This is a genomic window from Pseudomonas silesiensis, from assembly GCF_001661075.1.
GTDB classification, from domain to species: domain Bacteria; phylum Pseudomonadota; class Gammaproteobacteria; order Pseudomonadales; family Pseudomonadaceae; genus Aquipseudomonas; species Aquipseudomonas silesiensis.
On the sequence record NZ_CP014870.1, the window covers coordinates 5,249,641 to 5,272,802 of the forward strand.

At 60.6% G+C, this 23,162-nt stretch carries 18 protein-coding genes; 13 read left to right on the top strand and 5 right to left on the bottom strand.

What is annotated here, in order from left to right; all coding sequences use genetic code 11:
• Nucleotides 1-14 precede the first annotated feature (14 nt).
• Nucleotides 15-1,232 (bottom strand): bifunctional glutamate N-acetyltransferase/amino-acid acetyltransferase ArgJ, encoded by a 1,218-nt coding sequence (argJ, locus tag PMA3_RS23350; protein WP_064679401.1) that lies wholly within the window; start codon nucleotides 1,230-1,232, stop codon nucleotides 15-17.
• Nucleotides 1,233-1,352: 120 nt separating this feature from the next.
• On the bottom strand, nucleotides 1,353-4,088 hold the full coding sequence (secA, locus tag PMA3_RS23355) for a preprotein translocase subunit SecA (RefSeq protein ID WP_064679402.1): 2,736 nt from the start codon (nucleotides 4,086-4,088) through the stop codon (nucleotides 1,353-1,355).
• Nucleotides 4,089-4,395: 307 nt separating this feature from the next.
• Here secA and PMA3_RS23360 point away from each other — a divergent pair, with 307 nt between their 5' ends.
• Nucleotides 4,396-4,851 carry a DUF721 domain-containing protein gene (locus PMA3_RS23360; protein ID WP_064679403.1) on the top strand — a complete coding sequence of 152 codons (456 nt, stop codon included), beginning with the start codon at nucleotides 4,396-4,398 and terminating at the stop codon, nucleotides 4,849-4,851.
• A 125-nt stretch (nucleotides 4,852-4,976) separates the two neighbouring features.
• Here PMA3_RS23360 and PMA3_RS23365 read toward each other — a convergent pair whose 3' ends face one another.
• Nucleotides 4,977-6,464 carry a helicase HerA-like domain-containing protein gene (locus PMA3_RS23365; RefSeq protein WP_064679404.1) on the bottom strand — a complete coding sequence of 496 codons (1,488 nt, stop codon included), beginning with the start codon at nucleotides 6,462-6,464 and terminating at the stop codon, nucleotides 4,977-4,979.
• 174 nt (nucleotides 6,465-6,638) lie between these two features.
• On the opposite strand from PMA3_RS23365, the gene PMA3_RS23370 reads away from it, so the two are divergent.
• From PMA3_RS23370 to PMA3_RS23390, 5 genes are all read left to right on the top strand, one after another.
• Nucleotides 6,639-8,528 (top strand): methyl-accepting chemotaxis protein, encoded by a 1,890-nt coding sequence (locus tag PMA3_RS23370; protein WP_064679405.1) that lies wholly within the window; start codon nucleotides 6,639-6,641, stop codon nucleotides 8,526-8,528.
• 740 nt (nucleotides 8,529-9,268) lie between these two features.
• Nucleotides 9,269-9,823 (top strand): cytochrome b, encoded by a 555-nt coding sequence (locus PMA3_RS23375; RefSeq protein WP_064679406.1) that lies wholly within the window; start codon nucleotides 9,269-9,271, stop codon nucleotides 9,821-9,823.
• Nucleotides 9,824-9,904: 81 nt separating this feature from the next.
• A complete protein-coding gene (locus PMA3_RS23380; RefSeq protein ID WP_064679407.1) occupies nucleotides 9,905-11,026 on the top strand; it encodes an N-acetylglucosaminyl phosphatidylglycerol synthase in 1,122 nt (373 codons plus the stop codon).
• On the top strand, nucleotides 11,019-11,795 hold the full coding sequence (locus PMA3_RS23385; RefSeq protein ID WP_064679408.1) for an N-acetylglucosaminyl phosphatidylglycerol deacetylase: 777 nt from the start codon (nucleotides 11,019-11,021) through the stop codon (nucleotides 11,793-11,795). Before PMA3_RS23380 ends, PMA3_RS23385 begins: the two co-directional genes overlap by 8 nt.
• Nucleotides 11,792-12,787, top strand: coding sequence for a glucosaminyl phosphatidylglycerol flippase (locus PMA3_RS23390; RefSeq protein ID WP_064679409.1), 996 nt, complete (start codon nucleotides 11,792-11,794; stop codon nucleotides 12,785-12,787). The genes PMA3_RS23385 and PMA3_RS23390 overlap by 4 nt, the downstream gene beginning before the upstream one ends.
• A 236-nt stretch (nucleotides 12,788-13,023) precedes the next feature.
• On the opposite strand, the gene purU is transcribed toward PMA3_RS23390, so the two are convergent.
• Complete coding sequence (purU, locus tag PMA3_RS23395) at nucleotides 13,024-13,872, bottom strand: formyltetrahydrofolate deformylase (protein ID WP_064679410.1); 849 nt, start codon at nucleotides 13,870-13,872, stop codon at nucleotides 13,024-13,026.
• A gap of 336 nt (nucleotides 13,873-14,208) precedes the next feature.
• On the opposite strand from purU, the gene mvaT reads away from it, so the two are divergent.
• Nucleotides 14,209-14,586 (top strand): histone-like nucleoid-structuring protein MvaT, encoded by a 378-nt coding sequence (gene mvaT / locus PMA3_RS23400; RefSeq protein WP_064679411.1) that lies wholly within the window; start codon nucleotides 14,209-14,211, stop codon nucleotides 14,584-14,586.
• 100 nt (nucleotides 14,587-14,686) lie between these two features.
• On the opposite strand, the gene sbcB is transcribed toward mvaT, so the two are convergent.
• Nucleotides 14,687-16,117 (bottom strand): exodeoxyribonuclease I, encoded by a 1,431-nt coding sequence (gene sbcB, locus PMA3_RS23405; protein WP_064679412.1) that lies wholly within the window; start codon nucleotides 16,115-16,117, stop codon nucleotides 14,687-14,689.
• Nucleotides 16,118-16,302: 185 nt separating this feature from the next.
• On the opposite strand from sbcB, the gene PMA3_RS23410 reads away from it, so the two are divergent.
• Genes PMA3_RS23410 through PMA3_RS23435 form a run of 6 tightly spaced genes read left to right on the top strand, consistent with a single transcriptional unit; the run spans nucleotide 16,303 to nucleotide 22,995 of the window.
• On the top strand, nucleotides 16,303-17,028 hold the full coding sequence (locus PMA3_RS23410; RefSeq protein ID WP_064679413.1) for an RDD family protein: 726 nt from the start codon (nucleotides 16,303-16,305) through the stop codon (nucleotides 17,026-17,028).
• Entirely contained in the window at nucleotides 17,025-18,002 is a 978-nt protein-coding gene (locus PMA3_RS23415) for a stage II sporulation protein M (protein ID WP_064680791.1), read from the top strand. The genes PMA3_RS23410 and PMA3_RS23415 overlap by 4 nt, the downstream gene beginning before the upstream one ends.
• Complete coding sequence (locus tag PMA3_RS23420) at nucleotides 17,989-19,509, top strand: DUF4129 domain-containing protein (RefSeq protein ID WP_064679414.1); 1,521 nt, start codon at nucleotides 17,989-17,991, stop codon at nucleotides 19,507-19,509. The genes PMA3_RS23415 and PMA3_RS23420 overlap by 14 nt, the downstream gene beginning before the upstream one ends.
• Nucleotides 19,506-20,669, top strand: coding sequence for a DUF4350 domain-containing protein (locus tag PMA3_RS23425; protein WP_064679415.1), 1,164 nt, complete (start codon nucleotides 19,506-19,508; stop codon nucleotides 20,667-20,669). Before PMA3_RS23420 ends, PMA3_RS23425 begins: the two co-directional genes overlap by 4 nt.
• Nucleotides 20,666-21,667, top strand: a complete 1,002-nt coding sequence (locus tag PMA3_RS23430; protein WP_064679416.1) for an AAA family ATPase — start codon at nucleotides 20,666-20,668, stop codon at nucleotides 21,665-21,667. Before PMA3_RS23425 ends, PMA3_RS23430 begins: the two co-directional genes overlap by 4 nt.
• On the top strand, nucleotides 21,664-22,995 hold the full coding sequence (locus tag PMA3_RS23435) for a DUF58 domain-containing protein (RefSeq protein ID WP_064679417.1): 1,332 nt from the start codon (nucleotides 21,664-21,666) through the stop codon (nucleotides 22,993-22,995). The genes PMA3_RS23430 and PMA3_RS23435 overlap by 4 nt, the downstream gene beginning before the upstream one ends.
• Nucleotides 22,996-23,162 lie beyond the last annotated feature (167 nt).

Genomic DNA, 23,162 nt, shown 5'->3' on the forward strand with positions numbered 1-23,162 from the left:
CGGTCTAGAGAGTATTAAGTGCGGTACTCAGCGTTGATCTTGACGTACTCGTGGGACAAATCAGTGGTCCAGATGGTTTCGCTGCAATCGCCGCGACCCAGTTCGATGCGGATGGTGATTTCTTCCTGCTGCATCACCGCCGCGCCCTGGGCTTCGGTGTAGGTCGATGCGCGGGCGCCATGGCTGGCAATGCACACTTCGCCGAGGAACACGTCGATCTTGCTCACGTCCAGGTCCGGAACCCCGGCACGGCCGACGGCGGCCAGGATACGGCCCCAGTTAGGGTCGGAGGCGAACAGCGCGGTCTTGATCAACGGCGAGTGAGCCACGGTATAACCGACATCCAGGCATTCCTGGTGATTGCCGCCGCCGTTGACTTCAACGGTCACGAACTTGGTCGCACCTTCGCCGTCGCGGACGATGGCCTGGGCGACGTCCATGCACACTTCGAACACCGCCTGTTTCAGCTTGGCGAACAATTCTCCGCTGGCCTCAGTGATTTCCGGCAGCGCAGCCTGACCAGTGGCAATCAGCATGCAGCAGTCGTTGGTCGAGGTGTCGCCATCGATGGTGATGCGGTTGAACGACTTGTTGGCGCCGTCCAGCATCAGGTTTTGCAGGACCTCACGCGCGACTTTGGCGTCGGTGGCGATGTAGCCGAGCATGGTCGCCATGTTCGGACGGATCATCCCCGCGCCTTTGCTGATGCCTGTGACGGTGATGGTCACGCCGCCATGCTCGAACTGGCGGCTTGCGCCTTTTGGCAACGTATCGGTGGTCATGATGCCGATGGCGGCAGCTTCCCAGTTGTTGACCGACAGATCATCCAGCGCAGCCTGCAAGGCGCCTTCGATCTTCTCGACCGGAAGCGGCTCGCCGATCACGCCGGTGGAGTACGGCAGCACCTGGCTGGCATCGACGCCGGTCAGCTCAGCCAGTTTGGCGCAGGTGCGCTCGGCGGCGGCCAGACCGGGCTCACCGGTACCGGCGTTGGCATTGCCGGTGTTGGTCAGCAGATAACGCACCGGACCTTGCACTCGCTGCCTGGCCAGGATCACGGGCGCCGCGCAAAACGCGTTCAGGGTGAACACGCCTGCCACGGTGGAGCCTTCGGCACAGCGCATGACCACGACATCCTTGCGCCCGGGGCGCTTGATGCCGGCCGAAGCGATACCGAGTTCAAAACCGGCAACCGGGTGCAACGTTGGCAAAGGACCAAGACCAACAGCCATGAAAGCGCTCCTTAAAAATGATGTCTTCACCGCTTTCAGGAAGACGGTGGTGTTAAATGGCAAAACGCCGCGACGGCTGAAGCCGGTCGCGGCGCGGGTATTTCAGCGTACAAACGGGTGTTACTGGATCTGCCCGTGGCAATGCTTGAACTTCTTGCCCGAACCGCAGTAGCACAGTTCGTTGCGGCCCAGCTTCTGTTCGTTGCGGACCGGCGCGGTGGCGAGGGCTACATCGACCTCTTCACCCAGCAGTTGCGGCTGCTCGAGACCCGGTGCTTCGTCGTGCTGGAACTGCATGCGCGCCGCCAGTGCCTCGGCTTCCTGACGCAGGCGTTGTTCTTCTTCGATCGGGTCTTCGCGGCGCACCTGAACGTGGGACAGCACACGGATCGAATCGCGCTTGATCGAATCCAGCAGCTCGGAGAACAGCGTGAACGACTCGCGCTTGTATTCCTGCTTCGGGTTCTTCTGGGCGTAGCCACGCAAGTGGATGCCATGACGAAGGTGATCCATGGTCGACAGGTGGTCTTTCCACAGGTCGTCGAGCACGCGCAGCACGATCTGCTTCTCGAAGGTGCGCAGTGCCTCGGCACCGGCCTGGTCTTCTTTCTCGTTGTACGCCGCGATCAGCTCGTTCAGCAGTTTCTCGCGCAGGGTCTCTTCATACAGGTGATCGTCTTCGTCGAGCCATTGCTGGATCGGCAATGCCACGCCGAAATCGCTCTGCAGTGCCGCTTCCAGACCGGCCACATCCCACTGCTCAGGCAGCGATTGTGGTGGAATGTGCGCACTGACCGTGGCGCTGAGCACGTCCTGACGGAAGTCGGAGATGGTTTCGCCGATGTTGTCCGCGGCCAGCAACGTATTACGCATGTGATAGATCACTTTACGCTGTTCGTTGTTGACGTCGTCGAACTCGAGCAGTTGTTTACGAATGTCGAAGTTGCGACCTTCAACCTTGCGCTGTGCCTTCTCGATGGCGTTGGTCACCATGCGGTGCTCGATCGCTTCACCGGACTGCATGCCCAGGGCCTTCATGAAGTTCTTCACCCGGTCCGAGGCGAAAATACGCATCAGGCTGTCTTCCAGCGACAGGTAGAAACGGCTGGAACCGGCGTCGCCCTGACGACCGGCACGACCACGCAACTGGTTGTCGATGCGGCGCGATTCGTGACGCTCGGAAGCGATCACCTGCAAGCCGCCCGACTCCAGCACTTGCTGGTGACGTTTCTGCCAATCGGCCTTGATCTGGGCGATCTGCTCAGGGGTCGGGTTTTCCAGGGACGCCACTTCCACTTCCCAGTTGCCGCCCAACAGGATGTCGGTACCACGACCGGCCATGTTGGTGGCGATGGTCAGTGCGCCCGGACGACCGGCCTGAGCGATGATCTCGGCTTCTTTTTCGTGGAACTTGGCGTTCAGAACCTTGTGCTCGATGCCTTCCTTGTCGAGCAGATCGGACATGTGCTCGGACGTTTCGATGGTTGCAGTACCCACCAGCACCGGACGGCCCTGGGTCATGCATTCCTTGATGTCGTTGATGATTGCCGCGTATTTCTCTTCGGCGGTCAGGAACACCAGGTCGTTGTAGTCTTTACGCGCCAGCGGCTTGTTCGGCGGGATCACCATGACCTGCAGGCCGTAGATCTGGTGGAACTCGAACGCTTCGGTATCGGCGGTACCGGTCATGCCGGACAGCTTGTTGTACAGGCGGAAGTAGTTCTGGAAGGTGGTCGAGGCCAGGGTCTGGCTTTCGGCCTGGATGTTCAGGTTTTCCTTGGCTTCGATGGCCTGGTGCAGGCCTTCGGACAAACGGCGACCCGGCATGGTACGACCGGTGTGTTCGTCGACCAGGACCACCTGGCCATCCTGCACGATGTATTCGACGTTGCGATTGAACAGTTTGTGCGCGCGCAGACCGGCATAGACGTGGGTCAGCAGGCCCAGGTTGTGGGCCGAGTACAGGCTTTCGCCCTCGGCCAGCAGGCCGACGCCGGTGAGCATGTCTTCGATGAACTGGTGACCGGCTTCGTTGAGTTCGACCTGGCGGGTCTTCTCGTCGACGGTGTAGTGGCCGGCCTTGGTGACTTCGCCCTCGACTTCTTCGACGTGCAATTGCAGCTGCGGGATCAGTTTGTTGATCTCGATGTACAGCTTGGAGCTGTCCTCGGCCTGACCGGAAATGATCAGCGGGGTACGGGCTTCGTCGATGAGGATGGAGTCGACTTCGTCGATCACGGCAAAATTGAGTTCGCGCTGGAACTTTTCTTCCATGCTGAACGCCATGTTGTCGCGCAGGTAGTCAAACCCGAATTCGTTGTTGGTGCCGTAGGTGATGTCGGCGGCGTAAGCGGCGCGCTTCTCTTCCGGCGGCTGGAATGGGGTGACCACGCCGACCGTCATGCCGAGGAATTCGTAGAGCGGACGCATCCAGTTGGCGTCACGGCGGGCCAGGTAGTCGTTCACCGTCACAACGTGCACGCCCTTGCCGGACAGCGCGTTGAGGTAAACGCCCAGGGTCGCCACCAGGGTCTTGCCTTCACCGGTACGCATTTCCGCGATCATGCCTTCGTGCAAGGTCATGCCGCCGATCAGCTGGACATCGAAGTGGCGCATACCCATGACGCGCTTGCCGGCTTCGCGGGCGACCGCAAAGGCTTCGGGCAGCAGCTTGTCGAGGGTTTCCCCTTTGGCGATGCGGGCCTTGAACTCGTCGGTCTTGGCACGCAATTGATCGTCCGAAAGGGCCATCATTTGCTCTTCGAAGGCATTGACGAATTGCACCGTCTTGAGCATGCGTTTGACTTCACGCTCGTTCTTGCTTCCAAAAAGTTTCTTTAACAAAGGCGCAAACATATCGGCAGGATCTTCCACACTAAAGGGATGGAGGGCGGCCCCGTGAGTCGCCCGTGCAGCCCTCATGGCCGCATGCGAACGAGCATTCTACCCGGAAACGATGGTGAGGAAAGTGGCGTTATTCCACGATGCCGGCACAGCGCTGTGACGGGGCTCCCTTAAAATAAGGGCTTTTTGCTGAACTTCAAGCCGTTCACCACATAAGTTACTCGTTGATTTAATGGGTAAAGCGCTCGCAACGCAATGGCTCGGGCGCATGCGGCGCTTTCTGCTACCATGGCCGCTCTGTTACTTCAGGTGTCTGATCATGGCATTTCGCCCTCTTACGGCCAGAGCACCCGCCGTTCTGCTTCGCGAAGCCAAACCGCTCAAAGCCATCTTCGGCCACGCTCAACGCCTGGGTCATTTGCAACGCCTGGTGGAAAGCCAGTTGCAGCCCGCGGCTCGCGAACACTGCCATGTGGCGTCGTGGCGCGAAGGCAGTTTGTTGCTGATTGTCACCGACGGTCACTGGGCCACTCGTTTGCGTTACCAGCAAAAGCGTCTGCAACGGCAATTGCAGCTGTTCGATGAGTTCGCCAGCCTGACGCGGATTCTGTTCAAGGTGCAGCCGCCCACGACTCAGCAAGGCGCGGCCGGCCATACCATCAGCTTGTCAACCGATGCGGGCGCGACCATCCAGGCCACGGCCGACGGGATCACTGATCCGAATTTGCGGGCAGCGCTGGAGCGCCTTGCGGCCCACGCCAAACCAAAAACCTGAAATCGACCCCCTCTATGCAGGAGCGAGGCTTGCCCGCGAAGATGGCAGCGCGGTTTAACTGAATGACCTCGTTATCGTTCTTCGCGGGCAAGCCTCGCTCCTACAAGGGGGGGTATCCAATGATTTTATCGGCGTTTGCTGCCGCCGAGCAATGAGCCCATCAACCCGCGTACCAATTGTCGGCCCAGCTGATTCGCCGCCTGTCGCATCGCCGATTTCAGTGCCTGCCCTGCCGCCGTGCCGAGGAATTCCCCGGCCTTGTCGGTGAAGCTCGGCTCCTCGGGCACGGGTTTGCCGGGTGCCGCGTCCGGCTCTGGCGCCAGCCCCTTACGCCCCATCAATACTTCATACGCCGATTCGCGATCGATCGGTTTGTCGTAGCGCCCCTTGAACGGAGAACCGGCGATCAGCAGCGTGCGTTCGGCCTCGGTAAGCGGTCCGATCCGCGATTGCGGCGGTGCAACCAGGACACGCTGGACCATTCCCGGCGTGCCCTTGTCTTGCAGGGTACCGACCAGCGCCTCGCCGATGCCCAACTCCGTCAACACCGACAAGGCGTCGAATGCCGGGTTCGGCCGGAAGCCATCGGCCACCGCGCGCAGGGATTTCTGCTCCTTGGCCGTGAACGCGCGCAAGCCATGCTGGATGCGCAGGCCCAACTGAGCCAGGACGTTATCCGGCAAGTCGCCCGGCGATTGGGTGACGAAATACACCCCGACACCTTTGGAGCGAATCAGCCGCACGACCTGCTCCAGTCGGTCCTGCAAAGCCTTGGGCGTACCGGCGAACAACAGATGCGCCTCATCGAAAAACAGCGCCAACAGGGGTTTGTCAGCATCCCCGCGCTCCGGCAGTTGCTCGAACAGTTCCGCCAGCAGCCACAACAGGAACGTTGCATAGACCTTCGGCGCTTCGTGGACCAGACGACTGGCATCGAGCAGGTGAATACGCCCGCGACCATCGGCGCCCGGCTGCAGGATATCTTCGAGTTGCAGCCCCGGCTCGCCAAACAACGCTTCCGCCCCCTGTTGCTCCAGGGTCGCCAGACGCCGCAACAGGGCCTGGCTGGAACCGGTGGTCATCAGCGCGGCGTCGTCGCCCAGCAATTGAGGTTGATCACGCAGGTGATTGAGCAGCGCCTTCAAATCCTTCAGGTCCAGCAGCAACAGCCCTTCGCGGTCCGCGACCTTGAAGGCGGCATACAGCGCCGACTGCTGGCTGTCGGTCAATTCCAGCAGGCTGCCCAGCAGCAACGGCCCCATTTCACTCAAGGTGGTGCGCAAGGGATGCCCGGACTCACCGTGAATATCCCACAGGGTCACCGGATACGCCTGGGGCCTGTGGTTCAGCCAGGGCATCCCGGCGATCCGCTCGGCGACCTTGCCCTGAGGGGTTCCGGCAGCGCCAAGGCCGCACAGGTCGCCTTTGATATCGGCCGCAAACACCGCCACGCCGGCATCGCTGAAGGCTTCGGCCAGGCGTTGCAAGGTGACGGTCTTGCCGGTGCCGGTGGCGCCCGCCACCAGGCCATGACGGTTGGCCAGGCGCATGGCCTGGGCGATCGGCTGTCCCGTGAGATCGGCACCGATAACGAGTTGCAGTGAATCAGGCATTTTGTCACCCCATGATTAATCTTTGATCCTTCACGGCCGATATAAAAGACTGAAAAGCGTCGGTAATTCCCTAAGGAGAGTACGGAAATATCAGCTTGTTTTCACTGCCGCCCATTGTGCGCTCCTTAATAAAAGCACGCCTTTGGCACCAAGACCTAAGCGGAACCCCAAGCCATGAACAAAAACCTGCGTTTCAGCCATAAAATCCTGCTTGCCGCCGCCCTCATCGTCATGGCCGCCTTCGCCTCGTTCACGCTGTACAACGACTATTTACAGCGCAACGCCATCCGCGAAGACCTGGACAACTATCTCAATGAGATGGGGGATGTAACCGCCAACAATATCCAGACCTGGCTGACCGGTCGGATCTTGTTGATCGACAATCTCGCGCAGAACATCGCGATCAATCCTGAACAGTCCACCGTCGCCAGCCTGCTCGAGCAGAAAGCCCTGACGTCGACCTTCATGGCGTCTTACCTGGGCGACGCCACCGGCAGCTTCACCATTCGTCCCGACGCCAAAATGCCCGCCGGTTTCGACCCACGGGTGCGCCCTTGGTACAAAGGCGCCGAAAGCAGCAGCACCGCGACCCTGACCGAACCTTATATCGATGCGGCCACGGGCCAGACCATCATTTCCATCGCCAGCGCCTCGAAAAAAGCCGGGCAAAGCGTCGGCGTGGTGGGTGGCGACCTGAGCCTGCAAACCTTGATCGATACCCTTGGCGCCCGCAACTTCGACGGTATGGGGTACGCCTTCCTGGTCAGTTCCGACGGCAAGATCCTGGTTCACCCGGACAAAGCCCTGGTGATGAAGACCCTGAGCGAGGCGTTTCCGGACAGCACCCCGCGGATCAGCGGCGACTTCAGTGAAGTACAGGTCAACGGCCAGACCCGCATCGTCACGTTCACCCAAATCAAGGGCCTGCCCTCGGTCAACTGGTACATCGGCCTGTCCGTGGACAAGGACAAGGCCTTCTCGATGCTGACCGAGTTCCGCGCCTCGGCGGTCATCGCGACCCTCATCGCCGTGGCCATCATCATCGCCCTGTTGGGCATGCTGATCCGGATCCTGATTCAACCGTTGCATGTCATGACCCGCGCCATGGCTGACATCGCCGACGGTGAAGGTGACCTGACCAAACGCCTGACCATCCAGAGCAACGACGAATTCGGCGTTCTCGGCACCGCATTCAACCGCTTCGTCGAGCGTATCCATGGCTCGATCCGCGAAGTGTCCTCCGCCACCGGGCAAGTCAACGAAGTGGCGTTGCGCGTGGTAGCAGCCTCGAACTCGTCGATGTTCAACTCCGACCAACAGGCTTCCCGTACCAACAGCGTCGCCGCGGCCATCAACCAGCTCGGCGCCGCCGCCCAGGAAATCGCCCGCAACGCCGCGCAAGCGTCGAGTCAGGCCAGCGATGCCCGCAGCCTGGCTGAAGATGGCCAGCAAGTGGTGGAGCGCAGCATTGCCGCGATGAACAAGCTGTCGAGCATGCTCAGCGCCTCGAGCACCAACATCGAATCGCTCAACAGCAAGACCGTGAACATCGGGCAGATTCTGGAAGTGATCACCAGCATTTCCCAGCAAACCAATCTGCTGGCGCTCAACGCCGCCATCGAAGCGGCGCGCGCCGGTGAGGCCGGTCGTGGTTTTGCGGTGGTGGCCGATGAGGTCCGCAACCTCGCCCACCGTACGCAGGAGTCGGCGCAGCAGGTGCAGACCATGATCGAGGAACTGCAAGTCGGCGCCCGCGAATCCGTCAGCACCATGAGCGACAGCCAGCGTCACAGCCAGGACAGCGTGGAAATCGCCAACCTGGCGGGCGAGCGCCTGAACAGCGTGACCTTGCGCATTGGCGAAATTGACGGCATGAACCAGTCGGTGGCGACGGCGACCGAGGAACAGACGGCGGTTGTGGAATCGATCAACGTCGACATCACCGAGATCAATACGCTGAACCAGGAAGGCGTGGAAAACCTGCAATCGACCTTGCGTGCGTGCGCCGACCTGGAACAGCAGGCGGTGCGCTTGAAGCAGTTGGTGGGCAACTTCCGGATTTAGTGACGGTAACGACGCCTTCGCGAGGCTCGCAGATACAGCTGGCAGGCAGTATGCCAGCCAACATCTCGAGCCGGTTTTTTGGCCTGTCGGCAGCTTTCACGCTCGCGGACGCTCACGAATGGAAAATGAGCGTCCCTCCGGCAGGATCGTTGCCTTCGCCAAGGCTTCAATTCGACACCCGTCAAAAAAAGGGGCAAACAACCAATGCCAGTCAGTTAATAGAATGCGGCACCTGTAGGAGCGAGCTTGCTCCTACAATTTCCTTAACTGACTGGCATTAGGCAAACAACGCATTTGCGGTACCGCTACAGGGCGTAAAGCTCGGTATCGCAACATGTAGTATAGGTTCCAGGAACAACGCCCAAGCCCCCGGGATCAGTGCGTAAATGAGGCGAAAAATTTCTTGTAACGCTACTGCAGTCGATCTAAAAACAATACTTGCTTAACATGACCACCGGATAACGGCACCCAACACCTGGCGTCAGACGAACAAGTGCACTCCATCTCCAACCCCTCTGATACGCCTGACTTATTGATCATTGGCAGTGACGTTACGATACAAAGCAACATTGGCAAACAAAAATTGTTCAACGCGCATTTAGCTTGAATGCGGCAGCACGACCTGACCGCTCTATTTATGAATCGCACGCCCAATAACCGAAACAGCCTGATGATATTGATGGGTATTTCATTACCTGTTCGCTCACCGTGAAGGCCACGCCACTCGCCAGGAGGTCATAATGAAGGAAATCTCTGGAGTATCCGAACACCCCTACCGCTACGACTCTGTCAGCCGGGGCCTGCATTGGTTGATGGCACTGATGTTTGCCTGGATTTATTGCTCGGCTGCTGCCCATTACCTGCTTTCTGACTCAGTGCTGGATAAAACCCTGTGGCCTTATCACAAACCCGTGGGGTTGTTATTGCTGGGGCTGTTTGCGCTGCGTGCCAGCTGGAGCTTGCTGAACCGGCAACACCGTCCGCCGAGCATGAATGTGGCCGCCAGCGTAGGACATGGGACGCTCTATGGGTTGATGTTACTGATTCCCCTGATCGGTTTGTTACGTCAGTACGGCTCCGGTCGGGCCTTTTCGGCGTTTGGTGTACCGGTAATGGATGGGTTCGAAGGGGAGAAGATCCAGTGGATGATTGACCTGGGTAGTAACTTTCATAGTTTGCTGGGCTGGACGATGCTGGTGTTGATCGTGGGCCATATCGGAGCGGTAGTCTTGCATCATCGACAGGGCAATTCGCAAGTGTTGCGACGCATGACTGGAAGAACCCACAAGGTTTAAAGACCGCCAACGGGCCACAAAACCCAGCCGAACATCTATCCTTCATAAAGGTCAACCAAGGGAGAACAAACGACCGGAGGGATGTTCATCGTGCATATCGCTGACATAACCATGTTCTACGCCCCTGCCAGCGGTGGCGTGCGCACTTATCTGGACGCCAAGCACCGTCGCCTGGGCAACAAGCCGGGCATTCGCCACAGTTTACTGATCCCCGGCTCCTCCTTGAGTGAGCAGGATGGCGTTTACACGGTTCCAGCACCTGCCCTGCCCTTCGGCAAAGGCTATCGTTTCCCCCTCCGCCTCGCGCCCTGGCGCAATGTCCTGCAGGATCTACAGCCCGACCTGATCGAAGTCGGCGACCCCTACCTCACGGCCTGGGCCGCGCTGGATGCCCGCAGGCAACTCGATGTTCCGGTCATCGGCTTTTATCATTCCGACCTTCCGCTGCTGGTCAGCAATCGTATGGGCAACTGGGTCACGACCAATGTCGAAGCCTATGTCCGCAAGCTCTATGGCAACTTCGACCGGGTCCTTGCGCCGAGCCGGGTGATGGCCGACAAGCTGATCGGGCTCGGGGTCAGAAACGTTTTCGTGCAACCCCTGGGCGTCGACTTGCAAACCTTCCATCCCTCGGCGCGGGACCCGGGTCTGCGGGCTGAACTGGGGATCGATGAAAACACTCACTTGCTGATCTTCGCCGGTCGCGGTTCCAAGGAAAAAAACCTGCCGGTCCTGCTCGACTGCATGAAACGACTTGGTCGGCGTTATCACCTGCTGCTGGTGGGTTCGTCGATGCCGGCCCTGGTGCCGGATAACGTCACCGTGGTCGATGAGTTCTGCCCGGCGCCGCAAGTCGCCCGGCTGATGGCCAGCGCCGATGCGCTGCTGCATGCCGGCGATCAGGAAACCTTCGGCCTGGTGATTCTTGAAGCCATGGCCAGCGGCATTCCGGTGGTGGCCGTGGCGGCCGGGGCCTTTCAGGAAATCGTCACCGAGCAATGTGGCCTGTTGTGCCCGCCGAACAACTCAATGGCGATGGCCAACGCCGTACGCGAACTGTTCGGTTCGGGAAGCGCCGTCCTGGGCAGACAGGCCCGCCGCCATGTCGAGCAGCATTACTCCTGGGATACCGTGGTCAACAGCTTGCTGGGGCACTATCACGCCGTGCTCGGCAGCCATTGGCCGCTGACGGCCAATGGCTGAGCCCATGAACCGGCCCAGCCTGTTACTGGTGCTGCACGACGTGGCGCCACAAACCTGGGCCGACTACCAACCCTTTGTCGCCGCCGTCGACGCCTTGGGCGTGGTGCCGATGACCTGGCTGGTGGTGCCCGATTTTCATAAACACAATAATCTGGACGCCCATCCGGAATTTCGACGTATGCTCGCCGGCCGGGTCATCCGTGGCGACGAACTGGCGCTGCACGGCTACTTTCACTGCGATGAAGGCCCTATGCCCAGCACGCCACGAGACTGGTTCATGCGCCGGATCTACACCCACGAAGGCGAGTTCTACAGCCTGTCCCAAGATGCCGCCCTCGCCCGACTTCGCGCCGGCATCGAGGTGTTTCGCCGTTACGACTGGCCACTGGCAGGTTTCGTCGCCCCGGCCTGGCTGATGAGCGAGGGCACGCGCCAGGCCTTGCGCCAACTGCCGCTGAGTTACACCAGCGATCCGCAACATTTGTACCGACTGCCTGATTTCGCTGCGGTCGACGCCCCCGGGCTGGTCTGGAGTGCACGCAGTGCGTGGCGTCGGGGCTTGTCGAAACTGCTCAGCGAGCAACGCGAACGACGCTGGCGGCAGGCACCCGTGATTCGCCTCGGCCTGCACCCGGTGGACATGCGCCATGAGTTTTCCCGTCATTACTGGCTGCAGACGCTCAAGCGCCTGCTCGACGAGGGGCGCATACCGATGACCAAGGCGCATTGGCTGTCGTTGCGCGCCGACCGTGTCGGATGCGCCGCATGAGTCGCGGGATACTGCTGCTCCTCGCACTGCTCGCGGCGGTGTTGATTCCGTCACTGCTGGGCGGCAACGAAACCTGGTCTCGACTGCAAAAATTTCCGCTGCAATGGCTGCTGATCATGTTCGGCATGATCCTGCTGTGCTGGGTGCTGAATACGATGCGCTTGCGACTGTTGCTGGGGGATCAGCGCGACAAGGTCGGCCGGGTCAAAAGCCTCGGAGTGGTCATGGCCGCCGAGTTCGCTTACTGCGCCACGCCCGGCGGCAGCGGGGGGCCGCTGACCATCATGGCGTTGCTGGCGCGCCATGGCGTGCGTCCGGCCAGGGGCAGTGCCGTGTTCGCCATGGACCAACTGAGCGATCTGCTGTTTTTCCTCTGCGCACTGAGCGGGATTCTGATTTATGCCCTGTTCCAGCACTTGAGCGAACGCATGGAGTGGCTGCTGACCGTCAGCGCGGTGTCGATGTTTGGCGGCTTGCTGACCTGTGTGGTGGTGGCACGCTATCACCGTTTACTGATTCGTCTGAGCGGTCGCCTGCTCGTGCGTCTCAATGTCAAAGGCGCCACACGCGTGCGCTGGGCGCGAAAACTCCTGCACTTCCTGGCAGCCTTCACTGACACCTTGAAGTTGCCTTTTCAGACATTGATCACGGTGTTTGCCCTGACTTGCCTGCATTGGCTCCTGCGCTATAGCGTGCTGTACCTGGCGTTGCGCGGGCTCGGAGCGGATTTGCAGTGGGCCTGGAGTTTTCTGATCCAGATGCTTTCATTGAGTGCCGGGCAATTCAGCCTGTTGCCCGGTGGTGCCGGGGCGGCGGAGCTGACCTCGGCGGCGTTGCTGGCGCCGATGGTGGGTAAATCCACGGCGGCGGCGGCGATTCTGATCTGGCGGGCGGTGACTTATTACTTCTATTTGCTGGTCGGCGGGCCAGTGTTTCTGTTGATGCTTGGGCGACCGTTGTTGAAGAAGTTATTGAATTTCAGGCAGGCGTGAAGGCTGAGGCCCTGTGCAAGATTTGACGGCCCCTTCGCCGGCAAGCCGGGCTCCTACAGGAGGTGCAAGATTTGACGGCCCCTTCGCCGGCAAGCCGGGCTCCTACAGGAATCTTCAGCGTGCCGCCCATTCAGGTCCGCCCCCGATCGATTGGATCTCCTCAGGTCAGAAGCGGCGAAGGGCCTGAAGCGCTTGAACGCCCAGGCCCTTCGGATTTCAACCGCGCACTATCGCTGTCAGAACACAACGGTCTTGTTGCCGTGCACCAACACCCGATCTTCCAGGTGATAACGCAGGCCCCGGGCCAATACCATCTTCTCGACGTCGCGGCCGAAACGCACCATGTCTTCGATGCTGTCGCTGTGGCTGACGCGCACCACGTCTTGTTCGATGATCGGACCGGCGTCCAGCTCTTCGGTCACGTAATGGCAAGTGGCGCCGATCAACTTCACGCCACGCAAGGATGCCTGGTGATACGGCTTGGCACCGACAAACGACGGCAGGAAGCTATGGTGAATGTTGATGACCTTATGGGCATATTCGCTGCACAACGCGGGCGGCAGGATCTGCATGTATCGGGCGAGCACCACCACTTCGGCGTCGTGCTGTTTGACCAGGCGCGAGACTTCGGCGAATGCCGGTTCTTTATCCTGCGCATTGACCGGTACATGGTAGTAAGGAATACCGTGCCACTCGACCATGCTGCGCAAGTCGTCATGGTTGGAAATCACACAGGAAATTTCGCAATCCAGTTCGTCGCTGTGCCAGCGATGCAGCAAATCAGCCAGGCAGTGAGATTCGCGACTGGCCATCAACACCACGCGCTTCTTCTGTTCGGTATCAGTGATGCGCCAGTCCATCGAGAACTCTTCGGCAATAGGGGCAAACGCTTCGCGAAAGGCCTCGATACCGAAAGGCAGTGAATCGGCACGAATTTCGTGACGCATGAAGAACCAGCCACTGAGATTGTCCGAGTGGTGGCTCGCTTCAGTGATCCAGCCATTGTGTGACGCCAGAAAGTTACTGACTTTAGCAACGATGCCGACGCGGTCCGGGCAAGCAATCACCAGCCGATATGTGCGCATGAGGGTCAAACTCCAGAACTTCGCAAAGGCCGCCATTCTAGCGATTGCGCAGCAAAACTGCAGTATTGATGACGCCCTGCGTTGCGCGAAGGTAGCGAATACGATTCTCGCGGCAACCGCTTCCCGCGCGATGGTGATCTTATAGCCATTCTTCAAGTGCCAAAATGTGACTGTCTGTGATGCCCGGTTGACGATCATTACACTGCGCCTCCAATCCGGCCCCGTTCAACGCAACTAAATTAAATAAACTCCGGTTAAATGTTTACTTGATGAAACAGCCTGACTATTATTGCCGCACTGTCACCTGCACCCCGCGTCCAACATAAGGTAGTCCTCATGTCCTTGATCAACGAATATCGTGCCACCGAAGAAGCTATCAAAGAGCTGCAAGCCCGTTTGAAGAATCTGTCCCAAGACGACAAACTGCAAACCGAGCTGGAATTCGAAGGCAAACTGCGCACCCTGATGGGCGAGTACTCCAAGTCCCTGCGTGACATCATCGCGCTGCTGGATCCTGAGTCCAAAACCAAAGCCCCACGCGCTGGCGCAGTAAAAACTACCGGCACCAAACGTGCTCGCAAAGTTAAACAATACAAAAACCCGCACAACGGCGAAGTCATCGAAACCAAAGGTGGCAACCACAAAACTCTGAAAGAGTGGAAAGCCAAGTGGGGCGGCGACGTGGTTGAGGGTTGGGCTACCCTGCTGGGCTAAGCCGCAGCGTTTTGTCAAAGACTCGTCCGCGACAAAAGATAACGCCAGCAAATGCTGGCGTTTTTTATGCCCGACTTTCAGGCTAAAGATATTTTCGTTTTCAAAGATTCAAACGTTGGCGTAATTCCTGAACATAATTATGCCAATCATTCAACACCCCTCGCTGAAAGGATGTAGCAGTAGCGCTCAATTGGGCTGCGGCTTCTACGAAAGTTTCCAGGGTATTGGGCGCCCCCCACTCGGGGGCTGACAGACGTTTCTGACAGAATATTCTCCACCGCTGTTGCTCTTCGGAACTCAACGTATCGGGGAAGTTACGTGCGCGATAACGAAACAATAATTCTGGCAAGCGTTCATCATCGAAAGGCCACTGTGCTTGTGCCAATTGTGCCGGGTCCGACGCCCGGACTTGCTCACAAAGACGCCGATCGCGATCACCGATAAAACCATCGTATAACTGTTGCTCGGGATCCTGGCTCGGCGTGAATTCCTCGCTGGCATAAATGGCCTGAACTTTATCTCGCCAGACTGATTGTGCGTCACTGAGTCGCAGCGCGCGCGCCTGGTAGAGCGCCATGTCCAGTCCCAGGCGTTGCTGATCTTCGGGACGCAGCACCGACAGCGGCGCCACCACGGGACATTTATTGATGTGGATGAGCTTGAGCGGTGCAGGCAACTCGCCATCGGCCAGCTCATCGCGACGGGTATACAACCGCTGGCGCAAGGCTTCGGCACTCAGGTCAAGCAAGCCCTGGGGATCCATGTGCAAGTCGCAGACAATCAGGGCGTTCTTGTTGCGCGGATGCCATGCCAGGGGCAGCACCACCCCGACATAGTTGCGCGCGGCCGAAAAGCGTCCGGAGATATGTACGATCGGCTGCAACAGTCGAATCTGATCCATCACCTTCTGTTTACCGCGCAATTGAAACAGCCAGTCGTATAACTTCGGCTGCTTCTCGCGGATCAGCCGCGCAAGGGCGATCGTGGCGCGAACGTCCGACAGCGCTTCATGGGCATGGCCGTGATCGATTCCGTTGGCGGCGCTCAGGCGCTCCAGCTTGAGCGTCACCCGGCCCTCGTCGTCCGTCGGCCAAACGAGGCCATCGGGGCGCAAGGCGTAAGCCGCACGCACCACATCGATCAGGTCCCAGCGGCTGTTGCCGCCTTGCCACTCACGCGCGTAGGGGTCGAAAAAATTGCGGTACAAGCTGTAACGGGTCATCTCGTCGTCGAAACGCAAGGTGTTGTAGCCGGCCCCGCAGGTGCCGGGCGCAGCCAGCTGGGCGTGCACCCGGGTCATGAAATCGGCTTCGCTCAAGCCCTGCCCGGCCAGTTGGCTCGGCGTGATCCCGGTGATCGCGCAGGCGGCGGGGTGAGGCAGGATGTCATCACTGGGCTGACAGTAAAGATTGACTGGCTCGTCTATTTCATTGAGTTCAAAGTCAGTGCGAATGCCCGCCACTTGCAGCGGACGGTCGCAACGGGGGTTGATGCCAGTGGTTTCATAGTCGTACCAGAAGATGGAGGTCACGGGCTGTTCCTGAACTGAAGATCGGCGAAGTCCAGGCGTTCGCATCCCGCCCGGCCCCATCATCTTGCCATTCAATCACCTCGGCTGCTTAATCGTGCCATACATAGTTATGTCGTATTCCCCCGGGAGGCTGCTAGCATCACACGGACAGAGACTCCCGATCAGGCCACATCATCAGGTTGCCCATGCTCGAGACCACAGCACGGCCACGGAACGCGACGCTGTCCCCGCCACTGGATACGCGGTACCCGATCGAAACGCCGGAAGGCATCGACTTGCCAGTGCGCCCGGCCGGGTTGATGGTGCGGGCGCTGGCGTTCTCCATCGACCTTGGCCTGCGCGGACTGATCCTTGGCCTTCTGTTTATGGTCCTGGCATTTCTCGGCAAGCTCGGCGCCGGTCTTGGCTCGATCCTGCTGTTCGTGGTGAGCTGGTGGTACATGGTGCTGTTCGAGGTGCTCAATCAGGGCCGCTCGCCAGGCAAGCAGTGGATGGGGCTGCGGGTGGTCCATGACGATGGCACGTCCGTCGGCTGGTCTGCTTCGTTGCTGCGTAACCTGCTGCGAGTTGTCGACATGTTGCCGTTTGGCTATTTCCTGGGGGCCATCAGTTGCCTGCAGCATCCCAACTTCAAGCGTCTCGGCGACCTGGCCGCCGGCACGCTGGTGATCTACCGCGAACAACCGCTCTCCCGCCCCCAGTTACCCGCCGCCGAGCCGCGGCGCCCGGCTTTTGCCCTGGCGCTGGCCGAGCAACGCGCCATCCTCGGGTTTGCCGAACGCCAGGGTGAACTCTCCGAGGCGCGGGTGGCTGAACTGGCGGCCATTCTCGCGCAACCCTTGCAGCTTTCAGCGCCTCAGGCGGTCGCCGAGCTCAACGGGATTGCCCGCGGCTTATTGGGCCCCGCATGAAGCAAAGTCTTTTCGAGAGTCGCCACAAGGCCGAATGGGCGCAGTTTTCCCTCCTGCTTGAAAGACTGGAACGAAACAGAGAAGCCTCGCGTGCCGCCAGTTTCCCCGGTGATTATCGACGTCTTTGTCATCACCTGGCCTTGGCCCGGGAGCGCGGTTACAGCAGCTTCCTGATCGACTCATTACAGCAACATGTCCTGCGCGGGCACCAACAGCTTTATCGGCATCGCAGCCGACCGGGTGCCGGGGCATTGAGTTTCATCCTCGCGGACTTCCCCCGACTGGTGCGAGAACAGTGGCGCTTCGTGCTCGCGGCCGGCCTGATGTTTTTTGGCAGCCTGATCGGCATCGCCCTGCTGGTGATGCTGTTTCCGGACCTGGTCTACAACCTGATCCCGGCCGAGCAGGTCAGCGAAATGCAGAGCATGTACGACCCCAACGCCGGTCACCTGGGGCGCTCGGCGGAACGGGCGGCCAGTGAAGACTGGGTCATGTTCGGCTACTACATCATGCACAACATCGGCATTGCCTTTCAGACCTTCGCCAGCGGCCTGCTGTTTGGCCTGGGCAGTGCGTTTTACCTGTTCTACAACGGCTTGATGATTGGCGCGGTGGCCGGACACCTGACGCAAATCGGCTACGGCCAGACCTTCTGGTCGTTCGTGATCGGCCATGGTGCCTTCGAACTCAGTGCCATTGCCCTGGCGGGTGCCGCCGGCCTGCAACTGGGCTGGGCATTGATCGCGCCGGGGCGCCTGCGGCGCGCCGAGGCCTTGCGATTGGCGGCGCGTAAAAGTGTGCTGCTGATTTGTGGAGTGATGGTGTTTCTGCTGATTGCAGCGTTTATCGAAGCCTATTGGTCGTCAATGACCGGGGTCGCGCCGATGACCAAATACCTGGTCGGCGCAGCGCTCTGGTTACTGGTGGCGGTGTACCTGCTGTTTGCCGGACGGACCCGCCATGCGCCTGAGTGACGCCTGTGTGGCGATTCGCCCGCGCCTCGGTTGGGAAGCCATGGACATGGGCGTTCTGCTGAGTCAGCGCCACCGACGCCTGCTGATGACCAGTTGGGCCATCGTGACCCTGCCGGTCTTCGCCCTGCTCAGCCTGCTGCTATGGGATTCACCCTCCCTCGCCGTGTTTATTTTCTGGTGGCTGAAGCCGGCGTTCGAACGCCTGCCGCTGTTCATTCTGTCCAAAGCCATGTTCGGCGAAACACCGACTTTGCAACAGGCGTTGCGCCAATGGCCGCGCTTGCTCAAGCCGCAACTGCTGGCCAGCCTGACCTGGCGACGCCTGAGCCTGAGCCGCAGCTTCCTGATGCCGGTCATGCAACTTGAAGGCCTCGAGGGCGACGCGCGGGAGCAGCGTTTGCAGGTGCTGTTGCAGCGTAACGCCGGCGCCGCGAAATGGCTGACGATCATTGGCGTGCATCTGGAGGTCGCCCTGTGGATCGGCCTGATGGTGCTGTTCTACCTGTTCCTGCCGCAACAGGTAGAACTCGACTGGAGCTGGCAGACACTGATCACCGCTGCCACACAGGACTGGCGCTGGCTGGAACACCTGACCAACCTGTTTTATGCACTGGTGCTGGTGATCTGGGAACCGGTCTATGTGGCTTGCGGTTTCAGCCTTTACCTGAACCGGCGCACCGTGCTGGAGGCCTGGGATATCGAGCTGGCGTTCCGCCGCCTGCGCCAACGCCTGGGCAGCGCCGCGGTCACGCTGATATTGGCGGCGTTCCTGCTGGCACCCACCGCACAAACTGCCTGGGCTGCGGAGCCGATGGCCTCACCCGAAAGCCCGCGTCTGCTGGATCAGTCCCTGACCAGCCAGGCGTCCCGGGACAGCATCAAGGCGATCCTCGACCAGCCTCCATTCAAGAACAGGGAAACGGTCACGCGCTATCGTTTTGGCGAAGACACGCCGAGTGCCGTCGACCCGCGCAGTGACCGAACACCTGAATGGCTGATGGCGTTGCTCAACCTGTCGACCTGGCTGATCGAGGGGGTGTTGTGGGGGATAGTGATCGGCGCCATCGGTTTTTTGATCTGGCATTACCGGGACTGGCTGCAGGCCTTCGTCAGTCGTCGCCCGCGGTTGAACAGTAAAGTCCCGCGACCGTTACCACGGCAGGCGTTCGGCCTGGACCTCGACTGCGAAACCCTGCCCGCCGACATCGCCGCCAGCGCCGAACGCCTCTGGCAGACCCATCCTCGCGAAGCCCTAGGCTTGCTCTATCGCGCCCTGCTCAGCCACTTGCTGCATGACTTCAACATGGCATTGAAACCCGCGGACACCGAAGGTCAGGTACTGGAACGCGTCGAACGATTGCAACGGCCCGAGTTGCTGGCCTTCAGTAAAAAGCTGACCGGACACTGGCAAAACATGGCCTACGGACATCGCCTGCCCCCCGCGCCCGCGCAACAGGAACTCTGTGACGGCTGGCGTGCCTTGTTCGACCAGGGAGCGGTCCATTGAACCGACGGTACTGGCTTGCGGCCAGTGTCTTGTGCGCGGTGCTACTGGGCGCGCTGAGTATTTATCTGTACCTGAAGGCGACGCCCTATCAGCAAGTGATCGACCACGGCCCCGCGCCCGAGGTCCAGGCCAATCCTTATCTGGCCGCCGAGCATTTCCTGCGCAAACAGGGCCTGACCGTCAGGCATGCCAACGGTCTGGACGTCTTGCCGTCGATCGAGCCGCGCCAGCACAGCCTGTTATTGCTCGGTGACCGGTCCGACATGACACCACGCCAGATCGATCAAGTGATGAACTGGACCCGGGCCGGCGGGCGCCTGTTGTTCGTGGCCCAGTCGCTGTGGGATGAAAAACTAGGTCAGAGCAGTGACCTGCTGCTCGACCGGGTCCAGCTGCATCAGTTGCTGAGCAAAAATCTCAAGGGCCCGCCACCCGACAGCAGGGCCGACTCCTACCCCAGGTTGACCAAGCTGTACCTGGAAGACGAAGACGCGCCAGCCTACGCCGGCTTCGACACCGCTTTCCATCTGGAAGACCCGAATAACCTCGCCCAGGCCTGGGCCAACAGCGCCAAGGCCACCCACATGATGCAGCTCAATCACGGGCTCGGTTCGATCATCGTGGTCACCGACGCCGACCTGTGGAAAACCCCGGCCATCGACCAGTACGACAACGCCTGGCTGCTCTGGTACCTGACTGCGGATACCCACGTGACCCTGTTGTTCAACACCGATCACGACAACCTGCTGACCTTGCTGCTGCGCTATTTCCCCCAGGCGCTGGTAGCGCTGATCGCCCTGATCGGTGCCTGGTTCTGGCAGGTTGGCGTGCGCCATGGCCCGGCGCTGGAACCGGTGCCGCGAGCCCGTCGGCAACTCCAGGAACACCTGCGCGCCAGTGCCGATTTCCTGTTTCGGCGCAAGGGTCGGGACCACCTGCTGCACGTCTTGCAACTGGACATACTGCGCCGCGTGCGGCGCCGTCATCCCGGCTTTGAACAACTCGGCATCGCCGAACAATGGCAGGTGCTCGCACGCCTGACCGGCCAATCCACACGCGCTATCAGCCAGGTCATGAGCCCGCGACCGAAGCAACGGCTTTCCAGCGGTGAATTCAGCCGTCAGGTCGCCCACCTGCAAATCTTGAGGAACACCTTATGAGTGAACAGATCGAGCCCGACGCCGCCAGCCACGCCGACCAGCAACGCCAGCGCGCCAGTCGGTTGGCCCAGGCGGTGCGTAGCGAATTGCAGAAGGCGGTCATCGGCCAGGACGCGGTGATCGACGACGTGCTCACGGCCCTGATCGCCGGTGGCCATGTGCTGCTCGAAGGCGTGCCGGGGCTGGGCAAGACCTTGCTGGTGCGGGCGCTGGCGCGCTGCTTCGGCGGCGAGTTCGCGCGCATCCAGTTCACCCCGGACCTGATGCCCAGCGATGTCACCGGGCACGCGGTGTACGACTTGCAGACCGAGCAATTCAAGCTGCGCAAGGGGCCGTTGTTCACCAACCTGTTGCTCGCCGACGAAATCAACCGCGCCCCGGCGAAAACCCAGGCGGCGCTGCTCGAAGCCATGCAGGAACGGCAAGTGACCCTCGAAGGCCGCGCCCTGCCCATCGCGCAGCCATTCATGGTGCTTGCCACGCAAAACCCCATCGAACAGGAAGGCACCTACCCGCTGCCGGAAGCCGAACTGGATCGCTTCATGCTCAAGGTCCGCATGGATTACCCCGACGACGACCAGGAGCTGGACATGGTCCGCCAGGTCACTCGCTCGACCCGGGCCGACATGCTCGACGTGCAACCGCTGCGCACGGTGTTGCAGGCCAAGGACGTGCTGGCCTTGCAACGCATCGCCAGCGATTTGCCGCTGGACAATCAGGTCCTCGACTATGCCGTGCGCCTGGCCCGCACCACTCGCAACTGGCCCGGGCTGACCCTCGGCGCCGGGCCCCGGGCCTCGATCGCGCTGGTGCGTTGCGCCCGGGCGCGGGCGCTGTTGCGCGGTGGCGCGTTCGTGATTCCGGATGACATCAAAGGGTGTGCCCTGGCGGTGTTGCGTCATCGCGTACGCCTGGCGCCGGAGCTGGACATCGAAGGGCTCGAGGTCGATCACGTGCTGCGCCAACTGCTCGATCAAGTGCCGGCGCCGCGGTTGTGAAACCCTCGCGCCTGCTGTTGATCTGGCTCGCGATCCTGCTGGCCATCGGCATCGTCCTGGGCTCTTTGCGGGCGCTGGGCATCGCGATGCCAGCGAGTCTGCCGTCGATCACCTGGGGTTTACTCCTGGCACTGCCGGTCCTGGCGATAATCGACGCCATTCGTCTCAAACGCCTGCCCTCGCCCCGCCTGCAACGACAAATGCCCGGCAGCCTGGCGCTGGGCCGTTGGGGCGATGTGCGATTGGAGGTCGAGCATGACTTTGCCCAACCCCTGACCATTCAGCTGTTCGATCACGTCCCCCACGGCCTGAGCTTCGACAACCTGCCCCTGTCGGTCGAACTGCAACCCGGCCTGCGCAGCCAGATCGGCTACCGCCTGCGCCCGCTCAAGCGCGGCCACTTCAGTTTCGAACGCTGCGAAATCAACCTCCCCAGCCCCTTTGGCCTGTGGTCCGACAAACGCCTGCTAAGCGTGACCGACGCGACCCGCGTCTACCCCGACTTCGCCCGCCTCTACGGCGGCCAGCTGCTGGCGGTGGACAACTGGCTCAGCCAACTCGGCGTACGCCAGCGCCAGCGACGCGGCCTGGGCCTGGAGTTTCATCAGCTACGAGAATTTCGCGAAGGCGACAGCCTGCGCCAGATCGACTGGAAAGCCACCGCCCGCCAGCGCACGCCGATTGCGCGGGAGTATCAGGACGAGCGAGACCAGCAGATCGTTTTCATGCTCGATTGCGGCCGGCGCATGCGCAGTCAGGACGATGAACTGTCGCACTTCGACCATGCGCTCAATGCCTGCCTGTTGCTGAGCTATGTCGCCCTGCGCCAGGGGGATGCCGTAGGCCTTTGCACCTTTGCGCACGAGCAGCCGCGCTACCTCGCCCCGGTCAAAGGCGCCGGGCAACTCAACCGACTGCTCAACCAGGTCTATGACCTCGACAGCGGCCAACGCAGTGCCGACTACCAGGGCGCTGCAACCGAGCTCTTGGCTCGACAGAAACGCCGGGCACTGGTGGTCGTGGTCACCAATCTGCGGGACGAAGACGACGAAGAACTGCTCACCGCCGTCAAACGCCTGGGCAAGTCACATCGGGTGTTGGTCGCCAGCCTGCGCGAAGACGTGCTCGACCGCTTGCGTCAGGCACCGGTGCAGACCTTTGCCGAGGCGCTGAACTATTGCGGCACCGTGGACTTCCTCAATGCCCGGGCCGAACTTCATGAGCGATTGAACGCCCATGGGGTGCCGGTGGTGGATACGACTGCTGTCGGGTTAGGTGCCGCATTGGTGACGCGCTATCTGGAATGGAAGAAGGCCGGGGTGTTTTAGTGGCTGGATGCGCAGCACCCGCGTACAGCCTTTAATTATCAGTTGCTTGATCAGACGCTTTCGCGAGCAAGCTCGCTCCCACAGTGGATTTGCTGTGAACACACCATTTGTGATCACCACCAATCTACTGTGGGAGCGAGCTTGCTCGCGAAAATGATCGCCTGGGC

Excerpts from the sequence above, each read along its gene's own strand:
- argJ (WP_064679401.1), bottom strand. The coding sequence starts at position 1,232 with ATGGCTGTTGGTCTTGGTCCTTTGCCAACGTTGCACCCGGTTGCCGGT.
- secA (WP_064679402.1), bottom strand. The coding sequence starts at position 4,088 with ATGTTTGCGCCTTTGTTAAAGAAACTTTTTGGAAGCAAGAACGAGCGT.
- PMA3_RS23360 (WP_064679403.1), top strand. The coding sequence starts at position 4,396 with ATGGCATTTCGCCCTCTTACGGCCAGAGCACCCGCCGTTCTGCTTCGC.
- PMA3_RS23365 (WP_064679404.1), bottom strand. The coding sequence starts at position 6,464 with ATGCCTGATTCACTGCAACTCGTTATCGGTGCCGATCTCACGGGACAG.
- PMA3_RS23370 (WP_064679405.1), top strand. The coding sequence starts at position 6,639 with ATGAACAAAAACCTGCGTTTCAGCCATAAAATCCTGCTTGCCGCCGCC.
- PMA3_RS23375 (WP_064679406.1), top strand. The coding sequence starts at position 9,269 with ATGAAGGAAATCTCTGGAGTATCCGAACACCCCTACCGCTACGACTCT.
- PMA3_RS23380 (WP_064679407.1), top strand. The coding sequence starts at position 9,905 with ATGTTCATCGTGCATATCGCTGACATAACCATGTTCTACGCCCCTGCC.
- PMA3_RS23385 (WP_064679408.1), top strand. The coding sequence starts at position 11,019 with ATGGCTGAGCCCATGAACCGGCCCAGCCTGTTACTGGTGCTGCACGAC.
- PMA3_RS23390 (WP_064679409.1), top strand. The coding sequence starts at position 11,792 with ATGAGTCGCGGGATACTGCTGCTCCTCGCACTGCTCGCGGCGGTGTTG.
- purU (WP_064679410.1), bottom strand. The coding sequence starts at position 13,872 with ATGCGCACATATCGGCTGGTGATTGCTTGCCCGGACCGCGTCGGCATC.
- mvaT (WP_064679411.1), top strand. The coding sequence starts at position 14,209 with ATGTCCTTGATCAACGAATATCGTGCCACCGAAGAAGCTATCAAAGAG.
- PMA3_RS23410 (WP_064679413.1), top strand. The coding sequence starts at position 16,303 with ATGCTCGAGACCACAGCACGGCCACGGAACGCGACGCTGTCCCCGCCA.
- PMA3_RS23415 (WP_064680791.1), top strand. The coding sequence starts at position 17,025 with ATGAAGCAAAGTCTTTTCGAGAGTCGCCACAAGGCCGAATGGGCGCAG.
- PMA3_RS23420 (WP_064679414.1), top strand. The coding sequence starts at position 17,989 with ATGCGCCTGAGTGACGCCTGTGTGGCGATTCGCCCGCGCCTCGGTTGG.
- PMA3_RS23430 (WP_064679416.1), top strand. The coding sequence starts at position 20,666 with ATGAGTGAACAGATCGAGCCCGACGCCGCCAGCCACGCCGACCAGCAA.